At 43.9% G+C, this 25,081-nt stretch carries 18 protein-coding genes; 13 read left to right on the plus strand and 5 right to left on the minus strand.

Annotated features, from left to right (window positions below; translation table 11 throughout):
• Nucleotides 1-13 precede the first annotated feature (13 nt).
• Both P5V12_RS06155 and P5V12_RS06160 read left to right on the plus strand, forming a co-directional pair.
• Entirely contained in the window at nucleotides 14-1,894 is a 1,881-nt protein-coding gene (locus tag P5V12_RS06155) for a flavin-containing monooxygenase (protein WP_316956468.1), read from the plus strand.
• Between the two features lie 84 nt (nucleotides 1,895-1,978).
• Complete coding sequence (locus tag P5V12_RS06160; RefSeq protein WP_316956469.1) at nucleotides 1,979-2,914, plus strand: DMT family transporter; 936 nt, start codon at nucleotides 1,979-1,981, stop codon at nucleotides 2,912-2,914.
• A 14-nt stretch (nucleotides 2,915-2,928) separates the two neighbouring features.
• Here the strand turns inward: P5V12_RS06160 and P5V12_RS06165 are convergent, their stop codons facing one another.
• On the minus strand, nucleotides 2,929-3,819 hold the full coding sequence (locus P5V12_RS06165) for a LysR family transcriptional regulator (RefSeq protein ID WP_316956470.1): 891 nt from the start codon (nucleotides 3,817-3,819) through the stop codon (nucleotides 2,929-2,931).
• A 529-nt stretch (nucleotides 3,820-4,348) separates the two neighbouring features.
• Nucleotides 4,349-4,783, minus strand: coding sequence for an Rrf2 family transcriptional regulator (locus tag P5V12_RS06170; protein WP_316956471.1), 435 nt, complete (start codon nucleotides 4,781-4,783; stop codon nucleotides 4,349-4,351).
• Nucleotides 4,784-4,950: 167 nt separating this feature from the next.
• Here P5V12_RS06170 and ytfE point away from each other — a divergent pair, with 167 nt between their 5' ends.
• The 3 genes from ytfE to P5V12_RS06185 all read left to right on the plus strand — a co-directional run bounded on the left by ytfE (nucleotide 4,951) and on the right by P5V12_RS06185 (nucleotide 9,734).
• On the plus strand, nucleotides 4,951-5,619 hold the full coding sequence (gene ytfE / locus P5V12_RS06175; protein ID WP_316956472.1) for an iron-sulfur cluster repair protein YtfE: 669 nt from the start codon (nucleotides 4,951-4,953) through the stop codon (nucleotides 5,617-5,619).
• A gap of 2 nt (nucleotides 5,620-5,621) precedes the next feature.
• Entirely contained in the window at nucleotides 5,622-7,922 is a 2,301-nt protein-coding gene (locus P5V12_RS06180; protein ID WP_316956473.1) for a nitric-oxide reductase large subunit, read from the plus strand.
• Nucleotides 7,923-8,564: 642 nt separating this feature from the next.
• On the plus strand, nucleotides 8,565-9,734 hold the full coding sequence (locus P5V12_RS06185; RefSeq protein ID WP_316956474.1) for an HPP family protein: 1,170 nt from the start codon (nucleotides 8,565-8,567) through the stop codon (nucleotides 9,732-9,734).
• A gap of 31 nt (nucleotides 9,735-9,765) precedes the next feature.
• Here P5V12_RS06185 and P5V12_RS06190 read toward each other — a convergent pair whose 3' ends face one another.
• A complete protein-coding gene (locus P5V12_RS06190) occupies nucleotides 9,766-11,385 on the minus strand; it encodes a methyl-accepting chemotaxis protein (RefSeq protein ID WP_316956475.1) in 1,620 nt (539 codons plus the stop codon).
• Between the two features lie 397 nt (nucleotides 11,386-11,782).
• On the opposite strand from P5V12_RS06190, the gene P5V12_RS06195 reads away from it, so the two are divergent.
• A complete protein-coding gene (locus P5V12_RS06195) occupies nucleotides 11,783-12,874 on the plus strand; it encodes a hypothetical protein (RefSeq protein WP_316956476.1) in 1,092 nt (363 codons plus the stop codon).
• 13 nt (nucleotides 12,875-12,887) lie between these two features.
• The gene (locus P5V12_RS06200) at nucleotides 12,888-13,301 is read left to right on the plus strand and encodes a hypothetical protein (RefSeq protein ID WP_316956477.1); all 414 of its coding nucleotides are present in this window, start codon (nucleotides 12,888-12,890) and stop codon (nucleotides 13,299-13,301) included.
• Between the two features lie 49 nt (nucleotides 13,302-13,350).
• Here the strand turns inward: P5V12_RS06200 and P5V12_RS06205 are convergent, their stop codons facing one another.
• Nucleotides 13,351-14,745, minus strand: a complete 1,395-nt coding sequence (locus tag P5V12_RS06205) for a cellulose-binding domain-containing protein (RefSeq protein ID WP_316956478.1) — start codon at nucleotides 14,743-14,745, stop codon at nucleotides 13,351-13,353.
• Nucleotides 14,746-15,447: 702 nt separating this feature from the next.
• Between P5V12_RS06205 and P5V12_RS06210 the strand changes: the two genes are divergently transcribed.
• The 3 genes from P5V12_RS06210 (at nucleotide 15,448) to P5V12_RS06220 (ending at nucleotide 20,607) form a co-directional block, all read left to right on the plus strand.
• Complete coding sequence (locus P5V12_RS06210) at nucleotides 15,448-16,464, plus strand: efflux RND transporter periplasmic adaptor subunit (protein WP_316956479.1); 1,017 nt, start codon at nucleotides 15,448-15,450, stop codon at nucleotides 16,462-16,464.
• Nucleotides 16,465-16,511: 47 nt separating this feature from the next.
• Nucleotides 16,512-19,622 carry an efflux RND transporter permease subunit gene (locus P5V12_RS06215; RefSeq protein WP_316956480.1) on the plus strand — a complete coding sequence of 1,037 codons (3,111 nt, stop codon included), beginning with the start codon at nucleotides 16,512-16,514 and terminating at the stop codon, nucleotides 19,620-19,622.
• Between the two features lie 70 nt (nucleotides 19,623-19,692).
• Nucleotides 19,693-20,607 (plus strand): alpha/beta hydrolase, encoded by a 915-nt coding sequence (locus tag P5V12_RS06220; protein WP_316956481.1) that lies wholly within the window; start codon nucleotides 19,693-19,695, stop codon nucleotides 20,605-20,607.
• Between the two features lie 6 nt (nucleotides 20,608-20,613).
• Here the strand turns inward: P5V12_RS06220 and P5V12_RS06225 are convergent, their stop codons facing one another.
• The gene (locus tag P5V12_RS06225; protein WP_316956482.1) at nucleotides 20,614-21,909 is read right to left on the minus strand and encodes a sigma-54-dependent Fis family transcriptional regulator; all 1,296 of its coding nucleotides are present in this window, start codon (nucleotides 21,907-21,909) and stop codon (nucleotides 20,614-20,616) included.
• Nucleotides 21,910-22,133: 224 nt separating this feature from the next.
• On the opposite strand from P5V12_RS06225, the gene cydP reads away from it, so the two are divergent.
• Genes cydP through cydB form a run of 3 tightly spaced genes read left to right on the plus strand, consistent with a single transcriptional unit; the run spans nucleotide 22,134 to nucleotide 25,073 of the window.
• A complete protein-coding gene (cydP, locus tag P5V12_RS06230; protein WP_316956483.1) occupies nucleotides 22,134-22,361 on the plus strand; it encodes a cytochrome oxidase putative small subunit CydP in 228 nt (75 codons plus the stop codon).
• Nucleotides 22,358-23,944, plus strand: coding sequence for a cytochrome ubiquinol oxidase subunit I (locus P5V12_RS06235; RefSeq protein ID WP_316956484.1), 1,587 nt, complete (start codon nucleotides 22,358-22,360; stop codon nucleotides 23,942-23,944). The genes cydP and P5V12_RS06235 overlap by 4 nt, the downstream gene beginning before the upstream one ends.
• Entirely contained in the window at nucleotides 23,937-25,073 is a 1,137-nt protein-coding gene (cydB, locus tag P5V12_RS06240) for a cytochrome d ubiquinol oxidase subunit II (protein WP_316956485.1), read from the plus strand. Before P5V12_RS06235 ends, cydB begins: the two co-directional genes overlap by 8 nt.
• Nucleotides 25,074-25,081: the final 8 nt, after the last annotated feature.

Consider the following 25,081-nt stretch of genomic DNA (forward strand, 5'->3'; position numbering starts at 1 on the left):
TTGGAGAATAACTGTGAAAGCAAAAATATCTGATCATCCAATGAAAAAGGTGGCAGTAATCGGCGCCGGATTATCAGGCTTGGTGACGATCAAAGAACTAATCGAAGAAAGTCATTCTGTCGTTTGCTTTGAGCAGGAGGATGATATTGGCGGTGCTTTTTATAATAAAGAATCGAAAGGTGGGATATATAACGAAATGCATCTTACCGTTTCCAATTATTTTATGTCCTTTTCTTCGCATCTTCCAGAAGATTTAAAACGCCGTTTTTGGACTGCGTCGGAGTATCTGGAGTATTTGCACAGTTTTGTTGAAAAATTTGCACTGAAGAAGTTTATCCGTTTTAAAACTGAGGTGGTGAATATCACTCAAGTTGATGAAGAAACCTGGAAGGTGTTTTATAAAGATCAAAGCGGGGATTTGCAATCGGAGTACTTTGACTCTATCGCTATATGCAGCGGAAAATTCCGCAACCCGAATGTGCCGAATATACAAGGCCTGGAGAGTTTTAAAGGAAGAATTCATCACAGTTTTAATTACAAAACACCAGAGCAGTTTGAAGGCAAAAAGGTGGTGTGTATTGGTATTGGAGAATCCGGTTCGGATATCGTTCACCAGATATCAAAAGTAGCAGATGCAGCGCATCTGGTGGTGAATCGGCCAAAAAGCATTATTTCACGTATTATTTTTGGTGATACGGGGGATTCCAGAACCACTCGCGCTGCACATTACTCGTTTTTGGTGAATCAATCTATTTTTGAGGCATCATTGAAAAAACGCGTTATGGCGAGAGGAATTCGTCATTACCAAAATAAAAATCAGGGTCAGTTAAGTGCAATCTGGATGTGGAAGTATCTGGTTAAATTTGGTTTGCATGGTGAGTTTACCAACAAAAACGATGTGTTTTTCCAGGATATCGACTTCGAACGACTCAAGCTGCATATGTTCGGCATTGATCATGTGGTTGAAGATGGTGTGGTATTGAATGATGGATCAAAAATCGAATGTACAGATATTATGCTGTCCACTGGCTACAAAACCCAGTTTGATGTGATTGATCACCCTGCAGCGAATGAGGTTGCGGACAATGTGCGTAATAACTATTGTCATATGATTCACCCGGATTTGCGGGAGTCCCTGGTGTGGATCGGTTTTGTTCGCCCTGATGTCGGAGGTGTGCCGACAATCGCTGAATTACAGGCGAGATATTATGCTTCTTTATTATCCAAACGCCGTGAGTTACCTGCCGACGATGTCTTGCGAGAAAAAGTTAAAACTATGAAAGCTAAAGAGGAGTTCTATTTTTCTCTGGAGCCTGATAAATCAGAAAATGTTCGTTATTTGAAGTTTACTACCTACTTAGCCGGGCTGATTGGAGCGGAAGCTAAGTGGTATAAGCTAATCCTTAATCCTCGTTTATTCTTTAATTTTTATCATGGCAGTATGGTTGCTGCACAATTCAGGCTGCAGGGGCATGGTAAAAACTATAAGGCTGCAAAAGACTTTATTAATAAAAAGGTCGGGGTTACCCGAGCGCCACTTTCTCACTTGGCTTTCTTTATCCCACTTGGAACTGTATTGAGTGCGGTTGCACCGGTGTTTCGTCGGATAGTGAAAATGCTAAATATTGAGGATGTGGATTTCAATATGAAAAATGACTTTCTGTCGATAGAAGATATTATTCGATATCAATGGCCCGGAGGGAAAAGTATCTCTCATTTAAACTCCTCTACACCATTAAAACAGATTTTCACCAAAGACTATGAATGGGAAGGGTTCCGCTATTTCCTTCGAGAGCGATATGCCGTTGATCCAAGAATAACCGTCAACTCGACGATTACTATTGGAGATCTAGACCGAATGCTTCAGACCGATACCGAAGTCGAGCCGGCTTAATAGGTGTTTATAAAATACACACTAGTCTAGCCTAGACTTTGTCTGCTTAGATCTGTGTTATGGCCTTTATTTGGGAGTGTCGGGTTGATACGTGGTTTATTGAAAGAAAATATAAAAGCGGTGTATACACTTTTATCTTTACTTGCTGTGGGAACGCTGTTGTCGTTATCGGTATCCCTGAGCAAGTTTGCCTATTTAGACGGTATTGACCCGATTGCGTTTCTGTTTGTGTCATCAACGATTGCCGGCTGCATTCTGCAAATTGTTTCCCTGTCGATGGGATACCGCTTTTTCCCCAGCCGTATTGCCTACGAATACGCTTTGGTAACAGGAATTGTTTTTGCGTTGACGAACGTGATGTCTTTTTTGGTGGTGAATCGGGTTGGTGTGGGCTATTTGTCAATATTGTTAACCTTCCCAATATCGATCACCTGGTTTTTATCCATATTTATGGGCCTGGCGGCGCTTAGGGTAAAACAATTACTGGGAACCATGTTGTGTATCGCTGGTGGTGTACTGCTTTCGTTATCAACCAATCAAATTGCACCGCAGTCTTATCCTTGGAGCTATATTGCCTTATTGATTCCAATAGTTATTTCGGTCGGGAATATTTATCGATCCTGTCGTTGGCCTGATGGTATTCATGCTATTCAACTGGCATCTGTGATGCTTCTTTCATCCAGTGCATTAATATGGGGAGTTCAGTATACCCTGTCCAGTTCCTGGGAGGCGGATATTATCGGGGTTTTTGCCCAACCAAAGTGGTTGATAGGGGAAGTGATTGTTTACATTTTTATGTACTATTTGTTTTTTGTGGTACAGCGGCTTTCCGGCCCGGTATATATCAGCCTGATTGGTGTCATTGCTTCGATGACGGGTGCGTTAATTTCAGTGACATTTTTAAGTGAAACTATCTCTGTCGGTATGATGGCTGCGATTCTTGTCATTATTCTCGGCCTTGCCGTGTTTGGCATTATGCCCCAAAAGCCCCAGTTACAGGAAATAGAAGGCCAGACATAAATGCCTTTCGCAAGTTAAATATGATCAAACTGCTTGGTCAAAAAATCGATGAACAGGCGGACTTTATTCGGAATATATTCCCTGTGGGGAATAATCGCGTACAGAGAAAATGACAGGTTGGTTTGATTGGGTAAAAGTTCGATCAGTTTTCCAGTATGTAAATCATCCTGAATCATAAAGGTGGGCAGTAAAGCAATACCTAACCCTTTTACCGCCAGTTTTCGAATGGTTTGAGGGCTGTTGATGGTAATGATTGGTTGAACTTCAACGGATTCCTCTAACGGTTCACAGGTTTTGAAGGGCCATTTGGATTTTATCGTCAGGTTTGAATCGATAATACACTGATGTGATGTTAACTCCGATGGGTTTTGTGGCGCACCATAACGACTGATGTAGATCGGCGATGCACAGAGTTTAAAGCTGAATTCCGATAATTTACGAGAGATCAGATTTGAACTGACGGTTTCTCCAACCCTAATGGCCAGATCGACGCCTTCTTCCAGCAAGTCAATTTTTCGGTTGGTTAGTTGTACATCCAGATGCAGGTCAGGGTAGGTTTCAATAAATAACGGAAGTTTTGGGGCGAGTAATAATTCGCCAAAGGTAACCGAGGTGCTTATTTTGAGTGAACCTTTTAATACGCCTTTTTTCTCTGATACCACATCCACCAGTGAGGAAAATTCACTCAGTAATACCAGGGATTGGTTGTAATATTTAACACCGGCTTCTGTTGGCGCTATTTTTCTTGTGGAACGATTGAAAAGCCTGACGCCAAACTGGTTTTCAACTGTACCCACATATTTGCTGATCAAAGCCTTGGATAAGCCCAAGCGTTCACCGGCTGCTGTAAACGAACCCGTTTCAACAACAGCAACAATGGTTTTTATTCCATCAAGTGTATCCATGGTTTAAAAAAAACTACAAAGAATGAGAAATAAAACAGGTTTGATCATTTTATTCGCGTCAATAGATGGTTGAGAACTCGAACGGCTGGTCAATATTGGTGATTTTTATATTAACAGATAGAAATAGTCTCAGTTATTTCTTTCATAAAAAATTGGACATTAGTCTTAGTTGAATTCCACTTTTCATTGGTTGAAATTGTTGCGTACTACTTGGTAATGAGACCTATGTCGATAATTCTTATCAATATATTTTATTTCGTTTTCCATAGTATTTTCTTGGGAAATTTTAGATTGTGTCAACTGTAAGTTATTACATTGATTTCAATGCGAATTTGAATTTTGTTTTACGAGTTGAAGCTGATTGTAAACCCCGTATTGATTAATAGGGGTGGAGTGTTAATGTCGCCGATTTTATTTTCTTATGTTTTGGGTAAGGTAGAAAAGTATGTGGAAAATGTACGGGAGCTCTGGTCACAGCGAAATTATATTTTTGTTTATGGTATGACCAGAGAAGGATGTTTAAAGCGACCTAACCGATATTTAACAGTTTTTGCAGTTCTTTCCGTTTGTTCTTGGGGACAAGATCTGCCAGGGAATAATTATCTAAGGTAGAGAAGAAGCTCTCCAATGCTTCGGCGAATACCGTTTTCAAGTGGCAGGCGGGGGTAATAACACAGGTCCCATTCTCACCAAAGCACTCTACCAGTGGCGAACCTTGTTCCATTTCACGAACCAGTTGGCCAAGGTTTATGGATTCTGCTTCCACTCCCAAAGTGACACCACCATTTTTGCCTCGTGTCGCTTTCACATAGCCTTTATTGTTCAGTGCCTGAACCACTTTCATTAAGTGGTTTTTAGAAATGCTGTAGTTATCGGCAATCTCTTGAATGGTGGTCGAGCCTTCCCGTGTTGCAAGGTACATCAGTACGCGTAAGGAATAGTCGGTATAACGGGTGACGTGCATGACGGTTCTGCTCCTGATACCTGAATCGGCAGCAATATTCGTTGCTATCTACTTAAACATGTATTTATTTTACATCTTTAATAAATAGGCGTAAACTCCAGTTTAAAGATGTAATTTATATGCATCTTATAGGTTTCTACTGCATTTATTCTATTTGGGAGGTCATCATGAGTCTGTTGCATACGCCGTTAAGCGAAATAGCTTGCAAGATACCCGGCTCAACTGCGGTTTTTCACCGTTACCGGTTGGACTTTTGTTGTGGAGGTCAGCAGGTATTGGGCGAAGCTCTGGCGAAAAAGAACCTGGATGAAGAGGAGGTGCTAAGTGCACTGGAGAGCTTGCAGTTGGGGGCTCAGGTGAATCATACAGACTGGAGTGAGGTAGAGGATTCTGCACTTATCGACCACATCCTTACCCGTTTCCATGCTGTTCATCGCGAGCAAATGCCAGAACTAATTCGTCTGGCTCAGCGTGTAGAAGCTGTGCATGGTGATAAGCCGGATTGCCCGGTGGGATTGGCTGACCATTTGACTGCTGTACATCAGGCGATGCTGTCACATATGCAGAAGGAAGAGGCAATTTTGTTTCCAATGCTACAAAACGGCCAGTATCAAATGAGCGGTGGTCCTATTGGTGTGATGCGTCAGGAGCACGATAGCCACGGTGCTGACTTAGCTAGAATCGATATGCTGACCAACAACATTACGCCTCCGGAAAATGCGTGCAACACCTGGCAAGCACTTTACTCTGCGTTAGCGACGTTTAAAGCCGATCTGATGGAGCATATTCACCTGGAAAACAATGTGCTATTTGCTCGCGCGCAAAAAGGGGCATAACCATGAGGCAATATTACAAACATTGGTGGACATTAATTGGCATCCTTGCTGTGACCTTTGGTTTACTGGGGTTCTTTGGTCACGAGGTATATCGCAATGCACCTCCTATTCCAGACCGGGTACTTTCGCCTTCCGGGGAAGTATTAATGACTCAGGATTCCATTTTAGATGGCCAGACTGCCTGGCAATCTGTCGGAGGAATGCAGCTTGGCTCGATATGGGGGCATGGTGCCTACCAGGCACCGGACTGGACTGCTGACTGGTTACATCGCGAGTTAATCCATTGGCTTAACCTTGCTGCCCAGGATGAATACGGCAAATATTATGATGAGCTTGGCGGGGCAGAGCAGAATAACCTGCGTTATGAACTGGTTCAGGCCTATCGCTCAAGCAGTTACAACGCAGAACAAAAAGCACTGGTATTAAGCGAAAGGCGTGTGCAAGCCATTGCGTTAACGGCGGATTACTATAATCGCCTGTTTGGTGGCTCACCTGAATTACAGGGAACTCGTGAAAGCTATGCGATGAAGGAAGTGACGCTTCCAGATGATGAGCGTAGAGAAAAACTGACACAATTCTTTTTCTGGACTGCCTGGGCCGCTGCAACCGAACGTGAACCTGATGGTGCAACCTATACCAATAACTGGCCACACGAGCCACTGATAAATAATGTTCCCACAGCCGAAAATATTGTTTGGTCTATCGTTAGCGTCGTGCTGTTAGTTTTCGGCGTGGGTAGCCTGGTTTGGATATGGTCATTTGTTCGTAAAGAAGAAGATGTTGTACCTGTTCCTGCGGCAGATCCATTGACAACGTTTCAGTTAACACCTTCACAAAAAGCATTGGGGAAATATTTATTTGTGGTGGTGGTGTTGTTTACCTTTCAGGTTTTTCTTGGCGGTTTTACTGCCCACTATACGGTTGAAGGGCAGGGGTTCTACGGTATTCAAACATCCGAGTGGTTTCCCTATAGCCTGGTGCGTACCTGGCATATTCAATCTGCGTTATTTTGGATTGCAACGGGTTTTCTTGCAGCGGGTTTATTTTTGGCTCCGATTATTAATGGCGGTAAAGATCCCAAATTTCAAAAGCTGGGTGTAGACGTGCTTTTTGGGGCGCTTATTGCCGTGGTTGTGGGTTCATTTATTGGTAATTATTTGGCCATTGCCCAAGCACTTCCTCCCGAATGGAGTTTTTGGTTGGGGCATCAGGGGTATGAATATGTTGATCTTGGTCGGTTATGGCAGATTGGTAAATTTACCGGTGTTGTTCTTTGGTTAGTGCTTATGTTGCGCGGTATTGTGCCGGCGTTGCAGCAGCCGGGCGATAAAAATCTGCTGGCTCTGTTGACTGCATCCGTCACCGCGATTGGTTTGTTTTACGGTGCTGGCTTCTTTTATGGTGAGCGAACTCACCTTTCCATGATGGAATACTGGCGTTGGTGGATTGTTCATTTATGGGTAGAAGGCTTCTTCGAAGTTTTTGCCACAACCGCGCTTGCATTTATTTTCTGTAACCTTGGGTTGGTCTCGAAAAAAGTGGCAACGGCTGCTTCACTTGCATCGGCGTCATTATTTTTATTGGGTGGTGTGCCGGGTACTTTCCATCATTTATATTTTTCCGGTACCACCACGCCGGTCATGGCGGTCGGTGCAACTTTCTCTGCGCTTGAGGTCGTACCTTTGATCGTACTGGGTTACGAAGCTTGGGAGCACTGGCGATTAAAGCGTGCTGCGCAGTGGATGGAATACATTAAATGGCCATTGATGTGTTTTATCGCTGTGGCTTTCTGGAATATGTTGGGTGCGGGTGTACTGGGTTTCGCCATTAATCCGCCCGTGTCGCTTTATTATGTGCAAGGCTTAAATACAACAGCAACCCACGGACATGCAGCACTATTCGGTGTGTATGGGTTTCTGGCATTAGGTTTTACGCTGCTGGTGTTACGTTATATCCGACCTCATTTGGTGTTTGATGACCGATTAATGAAAGTGGGGTTCTGGTGGTTGAATGCTGGTTTGGTATTAATGCTGTTTACCAGTTTATTACCTATCGGTGTTATTCAGTTTATCGCCAGTGCTTCGGAAGGGTTGTGGTACGCGCGTAGTGAAGGCTTTATGCAAAGCGGTGTGTTGGAAAATTTACGTTGGATACGAACCGTGGGTGATGTGGTATTTATCATCGGTGCGCTTGCGGTAACCTGGCAGGTAGTCAAAGGTGTGTTTTCTTATTCCACTGCGAGTGTTGATCAATCTACGGTTGAGTCTCTTGATTTAGTTGAATCAGGAGAGTCTGTGGCATAACGATTGTATTTACGCACGCCGTATGTGCAGTTCAAAATGAGGAAACGTATTCACCTTTGAAGACTATCGGAGGCAGGAAGCCGACGATAAGCGTATAGGGATATATTTACAGCGAGTCTGAAAAGGTGAATACGTTGCCGAAAAGGAAACAAGGTGTAATCGTGTTTCAGGCGAACCAAAAAATAGTATCTGGAAGGGTAGAATGCAAAATAAGCTGAGTGATAAGAGGCGTTCATTTAGTGGCAACCTTTCCGTCTTGGTAGACCTTCGAAGGCATCGGTGCAGGGAGCACCTTATTAGAATAACGTAGGAGCCGTTATCGAGGATGCCGACGGTGAGCGTACAGGGAAGTGCTCACAGCGTGTCTGTAAAGGTTGAAAGGTTGCCTGAGAGTTTGAACTCCTTAATACTTCATCGCGAGCATTTTGGTTATACCGCTTTTGCCAGATAGTATTTTTATAATAGTAACTAATTAGTTAAATCAGTAATTCCCGTAAGCATTGTCTTACCTCAATAGAGATAATCGCGTTCTGCCCGTTATTGGTACAATTTAAACAAAAAATTAACCAGGCAAAAATATTAAGACTTACCCATCGTGGATAAAAGGGTAGGGACAGTTAACGTATCGTATATTGATATATCATGAAATTATTCAAATTTATGGGCCTAGTCAGCCATTCGCCAGCCAGCCATCAACGCTGGCCGCATCGAATAAAAACTATGATTGCGGTTTTTATTACCTTGTTATCCATGTCTTTACTAACCGAGTGGATTACGCCGGGTATGGATAAGAACCTGCTGGTTGCCTCAATAGGAGCCAGTACAATTCTGGTTTACATCCTCTACACCAGCCCCGTGTCTCAACCTTATGCGCTTATTATGGGCAATACAATGGCGGCGGCAATTGGGGTCGGGTGCGCGTATCTACCATTTGATTTTTATATTAGTGCGGCCCTCTGTTTAACGCTGTGTTTTTTCATGATGTTTGTATTTAATTGCATCCATCCACCGGCAGGAGCAACGGCACTTATGCCGGTTATACTTGGATACGATGTAGTACATGGGGTGAATTTTATTGTTTTTCCTGTGTTGACGAATGTCGTTATTCTTATTTTCATGGCGATTATTTTGCATCGTTTTTGGCTCAAAACCGAGTACCCGGCAAAACCCTTGGCTCGTAAGGATATTGCCCATAAACGGGAAGAACTCAGTCCACTCTCTCGTTTCGGTATTGAACAGCTGGACTTAAAAAGTGCATTGAAGGAATACGATGCATATTTGAATATCAGTGAAAAAGATTTAGCGCTGGTTTATCGTTTTGCACAACAGCATGTATTTTGTCGGCGATACGGTGATATTCGTTGTGTGCATGTTATGTCGAAAAACGTCATTAGTGTAACGCCGGATACCGAGCTGGAAGTTGCATGGGGATTATTAAAATACCATAAAATTCAGATGCTACCGGTGGTTAATCATGAAAACAAACTACTTGGCGTGGTATCAACTGTGGACTTCTTAAAGAAGGAGTCCATTGCGATGTTGAATACAAAACAAACCGGCTTGCAACCATCACTTAGCCGTTTGGTGAAGTTGGTTAAGAAAAAAACGATGATGGTAAAAGACCTCATGACTGTTGAAGTGAGCAGTGTCTTGGAAAACAATTTGCTTGCCGAAGTAGTGCCCTTATTTACCGATAAAGGGTTACATCATATTCCGGTGATTGATCATGGAGGAAAGTTAGTGGGCATTATTACCCAATCGGATGTGATAGCAGCACTGTATTCCAGTGCTGTTCATTTTCAACCAGAATAATTGGTTGCGGGTTAAATCGTGGTTGAGTTGTCTATACTTTAAATCGTTTGGTAATGGCATTCATGATTTCAACATGGTCGCCGAGGTTATTAATCATGCTGCTTAATTGCTCCGTTGCATGCAGTGTTTCGTCAGTTTTCACTTGAATATCGTTAATGTGTTCGACAATGGTTACTGATACGGTTTGTTGTTCTTCCGTGGCTGTGGCAATGTTGTTGTTCATCTTGGTAATGATATCTACCGTATCGGAAATCAGCTTAAAGCTTTCACCGGCCTTGCCCGCATTAGTGACACTTTCTTCTACGCATTTATAACTGCTTTCCATGGAGTTGGCGGTACTGCGCGCGCCACTTTGTAACTCATTAACAATGGTGTTGATTTCTTCTGTGGACTCTTGAGTTCGCATTGCCAGGCTTCTCACCTCATCGGCAACCACGGCAAAGCCGCGGCCCTGTTCGCCGGCTCTGGCAGCTTCAATTGCGGCGTTCAATGCGAGCAAGTTAGTTTGTTCTGCGATGGCTTTAATCACATCCAGCACAACGTTCACTTTGGATGTGTCTTCTTCCAGCTTTTTGACATCTTCCGCTGTGCGAGACATGGTCTGTGCAAGTGATTGAATACTATTTACCGTATTGGCAATTTCCATATCACCTTGTCGCATGGCGTCATTAGCCTTACTTGTTGCGTCTGCGGCTTCGGCAGCACTGGTGGCAATATGGTTAACGCTGGTATTCATTTCCTCTACGGCATATTTGGAGCGTTCGGCACTTTGTTTTTGTTGGTTAAGTGTCTCCACATTTTGTTGTGTCATTGCAGTGACATTTGAAGCTAAATCGACCATCGGTTGATTTGATTGAACCAATTCTTTAATGATGATGCGTAATGTGTCGGTGAATTGATTAAACGAGTTCACCAGATCACCCACTTCATCTTCCGCATTCGTATGAATTTTGTGGGTTAAGTCACCGTTATCTTCCGCGATATTTTTGAGTGAGGTATTAACAGCCAAAATATTGCGGCGGATGGTGATGGCAATCGGGAGTGAAATGAGAAAGATCAGTAAAATAGTCGCCGCTCCGAGGATTACACCAAGATAAATGGTGTTGTTTGACGCTTTAATAATTTGTTTGAAAGAAGTGTCCAGCTCTTTGGTTTTCTGGTTTTTCAATTCGGCTAGTGCGTTGTTTGTTTTATCCAGTTCAACTTTAATCTCAGCACTGCGTTTACCCAGGTCTTCAAAATTGATATTGCCATCAATGAAATCTTTTGATAATGCATACGCAAGCGTATAGTAATTGGAGAACGTATCTCTGATTTTCTCGATCTCCCTCGAGCTGGAAGGAGAGACAGCAATGGATTTTTCAATGTTGGATAAAACCTGTTTTTGTAACTCGCTTGTGTGCTCCAGTGCATCTTCATCTGCTGAGGAGGCGGCATAGCTGAGTGTTTCTTTGATTTTCTCAGTTTTAACAATGATTTCTTCAGTAAGTTGAAGAGAGGGGTATTTTTCGTTTTTAACCAAATCAATGTCAGTTAAGGTGCTGAGCGTTGAATAAATGCTGACAAATAAGTAAATGAGGAAACCCGAACTGCCTATTATAGGGATAAGTAAAATTTTGTTTCTTACGGAAGTTTTGGTAAATAGTTTCATAGATTACGATCTTTTCCGTGGTCGAGTTTTTTATGGACTGCATTTTGTCACCTTAATAATAGGCTATCTTGAAAAAATGGCCGTTTTGTAAGGTGAATATGTATAATATTGCGCCAAAAAATGAGGTTGGCGTCACATTGTTGTACGTATTGTTGCGTGTTTTGTATGTTATGAGTGTGGTTTCTTCTATATCAAGGTTAACGGCAGGCATGTTAATTTCTTTGATGCAAAGTTCATAAACTTTGCCGTTCGTCAAAAAATAAAAAATATCTAACCGGCTTAGCCCGGTTTTTTAAATTTTGCATTTTTAATTTGCTAATACTATATAAATACAAACTTTAATAAATTATTCGTCTTTTTATTAATGAATAAAATGGGTCTAAAAAAGGAATCCGGTATGAAGAGACATACATTATGGCCGTGTCTGGTGGCTATATTAATGCCGCTAAATAGTGTTGCTATTGAATTAGATCGTTTGGATGTGAACGGTTATTTTAGTTTTGAATACGAAAAAATTGTAGGTGGTGACAAATACATTGGTGGGGATCCCAATGAACCAACAGGCGATGTAGATGGTTCATTTGATGCGGATTTGTTTGATCTGGTCCTTAACTTTCGTGCGACGGACAACCTGCGCCTTGCCGCGGATTTAACCTGGGAGCATGGTACGGCGACAGAGGATGATCGAGGTAACGCCGCTGTTGAATATGCATTCGCGGAGTACACCATTAAAAATTGGGCAAAGGTACGCGCGGGGAAAATGTTTGTGCATTTCGGTATCTATAACGAGATTCACACCGCGAAACCGGCTAACCTGACGATCAAGGAACCTCTCTCTACTAATAAAAACAATAAATTGGGCAGTGACTTCAGGTTTTACCCTAGATGGGGCAATGGTTTAGCCCTTACGGGGAATCATTATGTGGGAGATATGGATTACGACTACATCGTTCAGGTTTTAAATGGTGATTCGGATAACGATGAAGCCAATCCTTACGAAGAAGATGACAACGTCAATAAAGCTGTCAATATGCGTTTCCGTATTAACTTATTAGAAGAGTTGCGCGTTGGTGCTTCAGCGTATCGCGATAAGTTGCAGTTTGATAATTCCAGTGCGGATTTAAGCACTTATGGCCTTCAAGCGGAATGGACCGCTAAACCAGTAGGTGTGGAGTTTGAGTATATTTTTGGCGATGTGAATTACTCTGATTCTGCGGAACCGGATGTCAGCCGTTACGCATACAGTTTGATGGCGTATGTACCTGTTACCGAAAGAATTACACCCTACGTCCGGTATGAATTTCTTGATCCTAATGATGATGTTGGTGATGACGAAGGTGTTGTCTCTATTTTGGGGGTGAACTTGCTGGTTGATAAAAATATGTATGTGAAGTTCGAACTCTACGATGTCAATACAGAAGAAAATAATAGTGAATTTTCAGGTGCTGATTTCACTGAATTCAAAGCATCTTTATCCATTGGATTTTAAGGGAGTGTGATACATGAGACGACTATATATAGCAAAATTGTTCGTTACGGTACTTGTTGCCACATTCTCACTTATTCCCGTTTTTAGTCATAGTGAGACTTTGGTTGCGCATAAAAGTCTGTCGGCAGAAAGCTTAGATATAAATCAGGTTAAACGTATTTTTCTAGGTAAAATCACCCGGTTGGATTCAGGCGAAACCGTACGACCATGTTACCTGGCTGATGATGCTTTCTTTAATGTGATAGAAAAAACTGCAAGTCAATTTGATGCCTATTGGAATAAGCGCATTTTTTCCGGAACGGGTATAAAACCTGCGATGCTGGAAAGCGTTTCGTCGGTGTTGGATTTTGTGGAGAATAACGAAGGCGCCATTTGTTATGCCACCGGGGCGCAAGCGGGTGATGGAATGGTTACACTAAGCTTTTAATTTCTGTAAATAAGCCATCTGCGAAAACGCAGATGGCTTTGACTCAAAATCAAATCTCGCAAACAAATTCCCAAGCATTGTTTGAACCAGGCGTGGCTTGTGTCCACCACAATGCTCGATAGACGGAATTGTTATACTTCATCAAATCGCCTTCATCCGCGTGGGAGGGGTTTCCTTGCCAATCAAGTCTTGGCCAATTTGGATAAGCATTTATATCTGAAGGATTATTACCTTCACATGGCCCGGAGTGGTAAACAATATCATGGGTTTCAGTCACGATATTTTGTTCATTATCCAGGGTAGTAATTTGGAAGCTGGTGGTGCCTTCCTCTACTTGCCAGAGATAAGTATTTACCCTGCCGTGTTTTAGGGTGAAACGGCCTAGATCTACTGAAATAAGAGGGTCTTGAATGATGTTGTTTAACGAAACATCTAATGAAATAATGCCTTTCCTATCTAATGCCTGTACGTCGATAGCGATAGTTTGCCCTAATTTTAAATTGTCAGGTTGCGAAACTTGAATAACAGGAAGACCATCAGCGGGTAACGCATTGACTTCTGTTACTACAGCATTGGCTGTGTTTTGAGGTGAATAAGATGCAGAGATCAGGTATTTGCCTGGAGTGTTTGCTGTCCAATGATAATCTTGCCAGTAGTACCATTCCGTTCCTCCACCACTACTGCTACTACTCGCAGAAAAGCCAGAGCCTCTGGTGACGGTTAACTCCGGTGTAGCAAAAACATAGTAATCACTTGATGGATACCCAGAGCTATATCCACTAATTTTGGTGGTTCCCTGCTCTCCGGTAAGAATAACTTCAGGTGAGTTTACGGTAAAAGGGCTTCTATAATATTTTATCTCGAACGGTTCAGATTTGGTTGTTTGGTTACCACTTGCATCGGTGACTTTTACTTCGAAAACATATTTTCCCCAATCAGTCCACGTCCATAAGTGCGACATAGATATTTTATCCGTAGCCGACACATCTTCCGCAGCAATAACAGTCGGGTTTATGAGTTCTCCATTTATGTCCTGATGGATAATAAATTCCCAGCGAACAATATCTCCGTTTAAATCGTAGCTGCCAGCCTTAAAATTAACCTGATTGACATTGTTCATATCCTTTTCACGAATCAGACCAATGATAATTTCCGGTGTTTGGCCATTAACTGCTGATTCACAATTTCCCAAGCTTTCCCAAGCTGTGCCCCAGTACTCGCCAACACCCGGTTCATATGCCCAGCCTCCGGTATTGCACCAGCCTTCGACATTGCAACGGTATGCTTTACTGTTGTGTTGCACTTCTTCCGCCAACGTGATTTGTGCGTTTGCATCATAGAGAGAAAGTGTTGTGCAGTCGTAAGCCGAAGCTATGTTGGAAAGAGTGAACATACTCGAGCATAGAAGAGGGATCGAGAGTGGCGTTTTTATTGATATATTCATGTATATAGTCCTTTTGGTATTTATTATTAATTTATTGACACCGGGGCTAATCGAATAAATACAACCCATAATTTGCATTATGAGCGACTCCGTCATTCGATGATGGCCGAGGAGTTTTTTCATCTTATTTTTTTCTTTATCCATAGGCTAGGAATCTAGCGTCAATATGAGAAATTGTTATGTTTTAAATAGTGTTTGCTTTTTTCCCGGTTTTGTTTCTTTGGCATTTAAAACTTTCAATTGTCATTTGAGTGTGAAAAAATCATCCAAGGAAGCGAATTATTATTCTCTTCATTTTGCGTTTTCATAGGTTAGTTTTCCGTCTTTTTTGAGTACAAGGTAACGTTATCCCTAATCTATGTCGTGGATCGAAGAAATGAGTTTGATTTGAACCTAGTGTGCTGGTCTGTTTCTCTGCCGTGTTATCGTAACGAATGTATTAGTGACGAAATGATTAAAGACGATAGTTTACGCTCCGATATTGATACAATGTATTGTTTAGCGCGTTTATTGATGGTGGGTGTATGGTTGTTCTGTTGGACTTAAGACTAATTCCATATGAAATATACGTAACTTTAGGATGGTCTTTGCGTGGTCAATAAAGCAGCCAGGTATCTATCGCTTTACCTTTGCTCGGCTAAACTTTAGAACATTCCTTGTTTATTTAGATGTTATAGGCTGTTTTAGATGCCCGGATTTGGTATGAAAAAAATATGGTTTTTGGCTGGTTTACTCTTATCTCCGTTGGTGGATTCTGCTCCAGTTCCTGTCGAAATCGCTGAAGTTCAATGGCGTCCTTTCTCTACTAAAATTGAAGCGCTTGGCAGCTTGCAGGCCAATGAATCAGTCACCTTATCCGCAACTGTGACGGAAACTATCCGTGCGATTCACTTTAAAGACGGTCAGGTTGTGAAAGCGAATCAGGTTCTGGTTGAGATGACCAGTAATGAAGAGCACGCCTTATTAGAGGAGGCTCGTTCTGAATACAATGAGGCTAAGCGTCAATTTGATCGGGTTAAGTCTCTTGAGGCGAAACAGCTGGCCTCGTTGTCTTTGCTGGATGAACGAACTCAACTGCTTGAAGCGTCCGAGGCGCGTTTACTGGCTACTCAGTCAAGGCTGGAAGAACGCTTGATTATTGCGCCGTTTTCCGGTGTGGTGGGCTTGCGGGACATCAGTGTTGGTGCCCTGGTCAAACCGGGCGATGAGATCGTGACATTGGATGATTTAACCCAAATGAAGTTGGATATCTCTTTGCCTGCCGTTTACTTGTCCACAGTGCAAAAAGGGATGGCCATTACCGCGACAACGCCCTATATAAATGGGGAATCTTTTTCTGGTGAAGTTTCCAGCATTGATTCGCGAATTGATACGAGTACGCGGGCGATTCGGGTTCGGGCCATATTGCCAAACCCAAAAGGTAAATTGTTGCCCGGTATGCTGATGACGGTGAACTTAACCACCCCGGTTGTGGATCAGTTGTTGATACCTGAAGCCTCTCTGGTGCAAGAGGGGTTCCGTCAATATGTGTATGTGGTCGCTCCCGCTGATGGTGTAGATAAAGTCAATAAGCAACAGGTCACAACGGGCGCAAGAAATAATGGTGAAGTGGTGGTGATGTCTGGCTTGAATGCCGGTGACAGAATTGTGGTGCACGGTATTTTACGTTTGCGGGATCAAAGCGAAATTCGGATCCTTCCAGCCAATTTTTCCAAGTAGCGTCTGTGATTTATTTGAGTATTCAGTTTTTATAGGTTCGGTCCTAGATGATCATTTCTGATGTATGCATAAAACGTCCCGTATTTGCTTCGGTGATTTCCCTGTTGCTGATTGTATTTGGTGTGATCGCCTTTGATCGCCTGCCGCTTAGGGAGTATCCGGATATTGATTCGCCGGTTGTTTCTATTCGCACTGATTACCCCGGTGCGGCCGCCAGTGTGGTAGAAAGCCGAATCACCCAGTTAATTGAAGATCGGGTGGCTGGTCTTGAAGGGATTAAATTTATTTCCTCAAGCAGTCGGGATGGTCGATCCAATATCGATATTGAATTTGATTTGAGCCGCAATATCGATTCCGCGGCAAATGATGTGCGCGATAGAGTCTCCCGGATAATCGACAACCTGCCGGTTGAAGCCGATGCGCCGGATGTCGAAAAAGTCGATTCCAACGATGATGTCATTATGTGGTTAAACCTCACCAGTGACCGTATGACAGTGCCACAGCTCACCGATTACGCTGAACGTTATCTGGTAGACCGTTTTTCGATTGTCGATGGTGTTGCACGAGTGCGTGTCGGAGGCGGGCAAAGCTACGCGATGCGTGTTTGGGTTGATCGTATAAAACTTGCCGCACACCAACTTACCGTTTCCGATATTGAGAAGGCCTTGCGAGCGGAAAACATTGAATTACCGGCCGGTAGTTTTGAATCGGTGGAGAGACAATTTGCGGTGCGTTTGGAGCGCGTCTTTGTCGACCCCGAAAACTTTCGTCAGCTGGTATTAAAGCGGGGAGACAATGGCCACTTGGTACGTTTAAGTGATGTCGCCACTGTAGTGAAAGGGACACAGGAATACCGTCTGGATTTTCGCGGCAATGGCGAAACGATGGTCGGTATTGGCATTACCAAACAGTCGACGGCCAATACCATGGAGGTTGCCCGTGCGGCAAAATTGGCCGCATCCCGTATTGAGGCGTTGTTACCGGAAGGTATGGCCATAAAACAGAGTTACGATACCTCGGTTTTTATTGAGGAGGCAGTTGACGAAGTCTATAAAACTCTGGCGATTGCCATTTCCCTGGTCATCTTTATTATTTTTCTTTTCCTCGGTAGTGTGCGGGCCATGTTGGTTCCCGCGGTGACGGTGCCCGTCTCGCTGATTGCGACCTTTATTATTATTTGGGTGATGGGGTTTACCGTTAACTTGCTTACCTTACTTGCTTTGGTGTTAGCCATCGGCTTGGTGGTGGATGATGCGATTGTGGTACTGGAAAATATTCACCGGCGCATGGAGGAATACGGTGAGTCCGCGTTAGTCGCGGCGTATCAGGGAACCAGGCAAGTGGGGTTTGCTGTTATTGCCACAACCGCAGTGCTTATTGCTGTATTTGCGCCAATTGCGGTGATTGAAGGGGACATCGGTCGTCTTTTTTCTGAGTTTGCACTCACCATGAGTGCTGCAGTGTTTTTTTCCAGCCTGGTGGCTTTGACGTTATCGCCAGTTATCGCGTCGCTTTTTTTGAAACCGCATTCGGGTAAACACACTCTCACAGAAACGGTTGATAAAACGTTTATCCGTTTGCGCAATCGTTATCGAAAAAGTCTGGACGTTTCCTTGCGTCATCCCTGGTACGTGGTGGGGGCGTTTGCTCTAGTTGTGGCAAGTAGTGTGTGGTTGGTAAAACTTTTACCATCGGAATATGTGGTTAAAGAAGACCGCGGCGCATTTTTTGTGTTGGTAAATGGCCCAGAGGGGACGTCTTATCAATACATGAAAAAATATATGGATGAAATTGAAAAACGTTTAATGCCATTTCACGAAAACGGTGAAGCAGAGCGAATTCTGGTTCGTGCGCCGCGCAGTTTTGGCGGTACGATTTCCAATTTTAATTCCGGTATTGTGATTGTCGTACTCAGCCCCTGGGATGAGCGACGCCCAGCCAACGAAATTATGAAAGAGGTGAGAGAAAAGCTGACAGATTTACCGGGTGTGACGGTGGCCACGATCATGCGTCAGGGTATAGGTGGACGGGTTGGTAAACCGGTGGAGTTTGTACTCGGTGGTGGCAGTTATGAAGAACTGGCCCAGTGGCGCGATACGCTGGTGGAAGCGATTCAACAGGATAACCCCGGCTTAATCAGTATCGATAGTGACTACAAAGAAACCAGCCCGCAAATAAGAGTGGTCATCGACTATCAACGTGCCGCTGATTTGGGGGTGTCTGTGCAAAATATTGGCCGGACTTTGGAATCCATGTTGGCCTCCAGACGGGTGACAACATACATCGATAACGGCGAAGAGTACGATGTATTAATTGAAGGTATTCGCGATCAACAAAATAATCCACAGGATCTCGCCAATATTTATGTGCGTTCGGAAAATAGTGGCAAGCTTATACCTCTGGCCAGCCTGGTGGATTTTCAGGAGTTTGCCGCCTCACAAACCTTGAATCGATTTAATCGCACTCGCGCAATTACCATTGAAGCAGATTTGGATGATAATTTATCGCTGGACCGCGCACTTGAGTACCTTGAAATAAAAACCCGTGAGTTGCTGCCAGAATACGCGGTGATTGACTACAAAGGCCGTTCTCGTGATTTTAAATATTCTACCGAGTCAAACATCTGGTTATTTGGTTTGGGCGTGGTGGTCATGTTTTTGGTATTGGCAGCGCAGTTTGAAAGCTATATCAGCCCATTTATTATTACTTTGACCGTTCCACTGGCGATGGCCGGCGGCCTGCTTGGGTTATACCTGACGGGGAATACCTTGAATTTATACAGCCAAATTGGTTTGGTGATGCTTATCGGGCTGGCAGCAAAAAATGGTATTTTGTTGGTGGAGTTTGCCAATCAATTACGTGATGAAGGAAAGCAGGTTGGGGATGCGATTGTCGAGGCGGCAGAAATTCGTTTGCGTCCGATTGTTATGACCAGTATTACCACAATCGCCGGGTCTATTCCGTTGGTTGTTTCCAGTGGTGCAGGCTCGGAAGCGCGTGAAGTACTTGGGGTTACTTTGTTCTCTGGTGTATTGGTTGCAACTTTCTTTACCCTTTACCTGGTTCCTGTTGCCTATCGTTACCTGGGTAAATACACCCATAGTCCTCATGCCAAGGAAAAACAATTACAACAGGAGTTGTCCGAGGACAAAATGTAGCGTTGCGGTCACCGGTTTTTTCTGCACAATGTGCCGTCACATATAAATTATTCATTATGATGTCGGCGCAATGCAGAGTATTCGTAGTAAGTTAGTCCTTTGGTTAATCAAACATCGTCACTTTTTTAAATTCAAGCTCTCAGCCGATGTGGTGGACGAGCATTTTTCGGTTGAACAATTCCGTCAAGATATTGATAGGCTGAGTGCGAAAATGCGCACGCCGAAAGGTGTAATCATAGAAAAAATTGCTATAGGAAAAATACAAGCGGAATGGATTCGGCCCGTTGATACGTGCACAGACAAGGTACTTATGTACATTCACGGAGGCGGCTTTATTTCCGGTTCTTGTCTGACTCACCGTATGCACGTTGCAAAATTTGCCAACGAAAGTCGATTGCCCGCGCTGGTTTTTGATTATCGGCTAGCGCCTGAACATCCTTTTCCTGCCGCCTTGGAGGATTGCGAGGCTGTTTATACTTGGTTGTTGCAACAAGGTTTTACTGCGCAAAATATTGTTGTGGGAGGAGAATCTGCGGGAGCAACCTTAACGCTTTCGCTACTTTTGGCATTGAAAGAAAAGCAACTTGCCTTGCCTCGTGCTGCCTTTTCAATTTCCCCCGTGACGGATTTACGTTGTCTTGCAGATTCCTTCACTTATAACGCGAGTAAGGACATTGCGCCTATTGGATCCTGGAATCTTTGGACACAATATTATATTGCTGATCATGATCCAACTGACCCAATGTTATCCCCGCAGTTCGGTGACTTTCACGGCTTGCCGCCAGTGTATATTTGTGTTGGTTCCCACGAAATTCATTTGGATGACTGCCTGAATTTTGCTGCAAAAGCAAAAGAGCAGGGAGTGAAGGTCACCTTAAAAGTCTGGCCAAAAATGGTGCATGCTTTTCCGTTACTGTCGCCGTTATTTCCAGAAGCGAAACAGGCGTTAGCTGATATCTGCCGATTTATTCAGACACCGTGTTAATCCGCCTTATGACTCCGGCTTTAATGCGGCCAGTTTTCGATACAGGGTTCGTTCGCTAATACCCAATGCCTTGGCTAAATCCCGTTGGTTGCCCTGAAAATGATACGAAACCTGTTTTAGATAATCCGCTTCCACAGAGACCAAAGATTTAATTGGCTCAAGTAAAAAGGTCGGTTCGATATTATTGGTGGCGATATCCATGACCGGAGTGGTGGGGGTGATGTGCTGTAGTTGAATGTGGTTACCGTCCGCTAAAATGGTGGAGCGTTCAAGCAGGTTGCGTAATTCGCGAATATTTCCGGGAAATTCTTGCTGCCGTAACCATTCCTCTGCTTCCTTGCTGAGTTTTTTGTGGTGTTTCCCTTTGTTCATACCTTTTAATAAGTGTCGGGCTATTGCAGGAATATCGTCGCGTCTTTCTCTTAATGCTGGAATTTGGATTGGGAAGGGGCTGATTCGATAATACAAATCGTTACGGAAACTTTTTTCCTGCACCATGGTATCGATGGATTTATGCGTGGCACAAATAAGGCGAAAATCCGAATGCTTTTCTTCCACGCTGCCCACCGGGCGAAAGGTGCCGGACTCAATTAAACGCAATAGTTTTACTTGCAAGGCCAAAGGGACATCACCAATTTCGTCGAGAAACAAGGTTCCACCATGTGCGGCTTCGACCAGCCCCATTTTTCTATTTAATGCACCGGTAAAGGCACCTTTTTCATGGCCAAACAATTCACTCTCAAAAAGCGTCTCCGTCAGGCCGGAGCATTCAACTGTCACAAATGGTTGATCGGCTCGAGCACTTTTTTCATGTAAATAACGGGCAGCCAGTTCTTTACCCGTGCCGGATTCGCCAAGTAATAAAACACTGATATCCGCTTTAGCTCCTCGGTTGAGCAGATTCAACATCTGGTTAAAGCTGGCGGTGTAGCCAATCATATGGCTGTCGTGTTGAACAAGCTCGTTAATCCGTTTCATCCGCTCAACAAAGTACTCGGTTTCTCCCCGCTGGTTTTGTATGGGAATCAACTCAACATCCACATGCTCTTTGCCATGTGAGGTATTGTGAATGTGCAAGACACGCTGAGTTTCGCCGGTTAACGATGCTTGTCGCAGAGGGCAGGATTCCCCAGCCTGGTCACAGGGTACCGAATAACCATGTGAAATCTGATAACAGGTGTGACCCACGGCACGCTGGTTAAATTCATCCAGGTAAGCGTTGTTCGCCGCAATAATTCGATAGTTGCGATCGAGCAGAATGGCGGGGTCTTGAATGACATTAAGAATGGTTGTGTCGGTCATGGCCTTAGTCTGTGCCAGGATAATCACTGTGTCAATTCTGGCATGCCATATTTGGCATGCGGTTCTGATTTCTTCTGCGTTTATTGGTCGTTAGTCGCTCTCTATACCTTGTTATTCCTGCTTATAACGGTTTTGTCACTTTTATTAGTAAATTGGCATATAAGATGCAGTAAGTCATATCAAGTTCAAAATAAGCCAATTTAGTCATAAGAAAAGTCTAATGTATGAATGCTAAACCCGGTGCACAAAGCTCAATCTTTGCCATACCTCTGGTTCGGGAGATATCCCTGGTACTCATCGTGAAGCTGATTGCAATTGTGGTGATTCGTTGGCTGTTTTTTTCGCAACCGGTTGATTTGGGCAATAGCGAACAGGGAATCGATCAGCATTTCGGTTTGGGGGAGCAAAGCCCGGTTTCCGCTTCACAAGCTACTCATGGGGAATCTCTATGATTGATGAATCCGTGGTGGACTTATCGCGTCTGCAATTTGCGATAACCGCGTTTTACCATTTTTTATTTGTGCCGCTGACTTTGGGGTTGGCATTCATTCTCGCCATTATGGAATCTGTTTATGTCATGACAGGCAAGCAGGTATACAAGGATATGGTGAAGTTCTGGGGCAAGTTATTCGGCATCAACTTTGCGCTCGGTGTCACGACCGGTTTAACCATGGAGTTTCAGTTTGGTACTAACTGGGCTTATTACTCACACTATGTTGGTGACGTGTTTGGCGCGCCTTTAGCAATTGAAGGCTTGATGGCGTTTTTTCTTGAGTCGACATTTATCGGTTTGTTCTTTTTTGGCTGGGACAGATTAACCAAGCTACAGCATCTAGTGGTGACTTGGTTAGTGGCGTTGGGTTCCAATTTATCGGCTTTGTGGATTCTGATTGCCAATGGCTGGATGCAAAACCCGGTAGGTGCGGAATTTAACTTTGAAACCATGCGCATGGAAATGGCGAGTTTTTCCGATGTGATTTTTAATCCGGTTGCTCAGGTCAAGTTTGTACACACCGTTGCGGCGGGTTACGTCACCGGTGCCATGTTTGTATTGGCGATTTCCGCCTATTACATGCTGAACAAGCGCGACCTACCTTTTGCCCGGCGTTCCTTCGCCATTGCATCCAGTTTTGGTATGGCGTCGATTTTGTCCGTTATTGTTTTAGGCGATGAATCTGGTTATGAGCTTGGGGATGTTCAGGAAACCAAGTTAGCCGTTATTGAAGCGGAATGGGAAACGCACCCGGCGCCGGCGGCGTTTACGGTGGTGGGATTTCCAAATGAAGACACCATGACCACCGACTTCGCGATAAAAATTCCCTTTGCTCTGGGATTAATTGCCACACGATCGATTGATGAAGAAGTGACAGGCATTAAGGATTTAATTGTTCGTCATGAGCAGCGCATTCGCAATGGCATGGTGGCTTACGATTTATTGGAACAACTTAAATCGGGTGAGAAGAGTGCGGAAAACATTGATGCGTTTAATCGTGTTAAATCCGATTTAGGTTATGGCTTGTTGTTAAAGAAATATACGGAATCGGTTAGCGACGCATCGGAAGAACAAATAAAACAAGCTGCTCGGGATACCATTCCCGCTGTTGCGCCCATGTTTTGGAGTTTTCGTATTATGGTGGGCTTGGGCTTACTTATGCTGATCCTTATTGGCTTAAGTTTTTATCATGCCACCAAACACAACGCCGAGCATCAGCGTTGGTTGTTAAAAGCATTAATCATTTGCTTGCCCGCACCCTGGATTGCATCGGAAATGGGTTGGTTTGTTGCTGAGTTCGGGCGTCAGCCCTGGTCAATAGGGGAGGTCTTGCCCACTGCACTGTCGGTATCATCCCGTTCGGCTGGTGATCTCTGGCTGAGTCTTTCCGGTTTTATTATTTTTTACAGTGGCCTGCTTGTTGTGGAAATGTATTTAATGATTCGTTTTGCCCGCCTAGGGCCGAGTTCACTTGGAACCGGGCGTTATTACCACGAACAAAAGAATCTGGAAGAAGTAAACGCGGAGGTTGGCCATGCTTGATTATGAAATGCTGAAAATTATCTGGTGGTGTTTAATCGGTGTTTTATTAATTGGCTTTGCCGTTACCGATGGCTTTGATATGGGGGCGGTTGCACTGATTCGGTTTGTCGGTCGTACCGACGATGAACGGCGTGTCGTATTAAATACGGTTGGCCCTCATTGGGATGGCAATCAGGTTTGGTTTATTACTGCAGGCGGCGCTATTTTTGCCGCCTGGCCTATTGTTTATGCGGTGGCTTTTAGTGGTTTGTACTGGGCATTGCTTCTGGTGTTGTTTGCACTGTTTTTTCGACCGGTTGGTTTTGAGTATCGGTCAAAAATAGAGGATCTTCGCTGGCGTACTGCATGGGATTGGCTAATGACAGCAGGCAGTGCGATTCCCGCTTTGGTTTTTGGTGTTGCCTTTGGCAATTTATTTTTGGGTTTACCTTTTGTGCTGGATGAGTACATGCACAGTGCCTATGAAGGAACTTTCTGGCAATTGCTTTCTCCCTTCGCGGTATTGTGTGGCGTAGTGAGTCTGGCAATGTTAATTATGCATGGTGGTTGCTATTTGCAAATGCGAACAAACGGCGAACTGGCACAACGTGCAGTGAAAGCGACAATGATCTCTGCAAGCGTTACGCTGGTCGCATTTGTTCTCGCCGGCGTATGGGTGGCAAACATAAAAGGTTTTGTTGTGACCGAAATGGTTGATCCGCAGTTGGCAATGTCTCCGCTGGATAAAAATGTTGTAACTGCCGACGGTGCCTGGCTAAATAATTATTCTGCCATGCCTTTAACCATGCTTGCGCCGATTAGTGCAATTTGTGCTTTGTTGCTCACTTTGGCTTTTAGCGTGTTTAAACGTGCGGGCTGGGCCTTTTTCTTCAGCTCCGTTGCGTTAGCGGGAATTATTTTGACTGCCGGGCTGAGTCTGTTTCCATTTATTATGCCGTCCAGCATTAACCCGGATTTTAGTTTAACCTTGTGGGATGTGGTGTCGAGTAAATTGACCTTAACTGTTATGTTTTGGGTGGCGGTTATTTTTGTTCCTATAGTTTTGAGTTATACCCTGTGGGGATACGTGAAAATGTGGCGAAAATTAGATACTGATTTTATTGAAAACAATCGTCTTGGAACCTATTAAGGGAGAAA

This window comes from Teredinibacter sp. KSP-S5-2 (assembly GCF_032773895.1).
In the GTDB taxonomy this organism is placed as follows: Bacteria; Pseudomonadota; Gammaproteobacteria; order Pseudomonadales; family Cellvibrionaceae.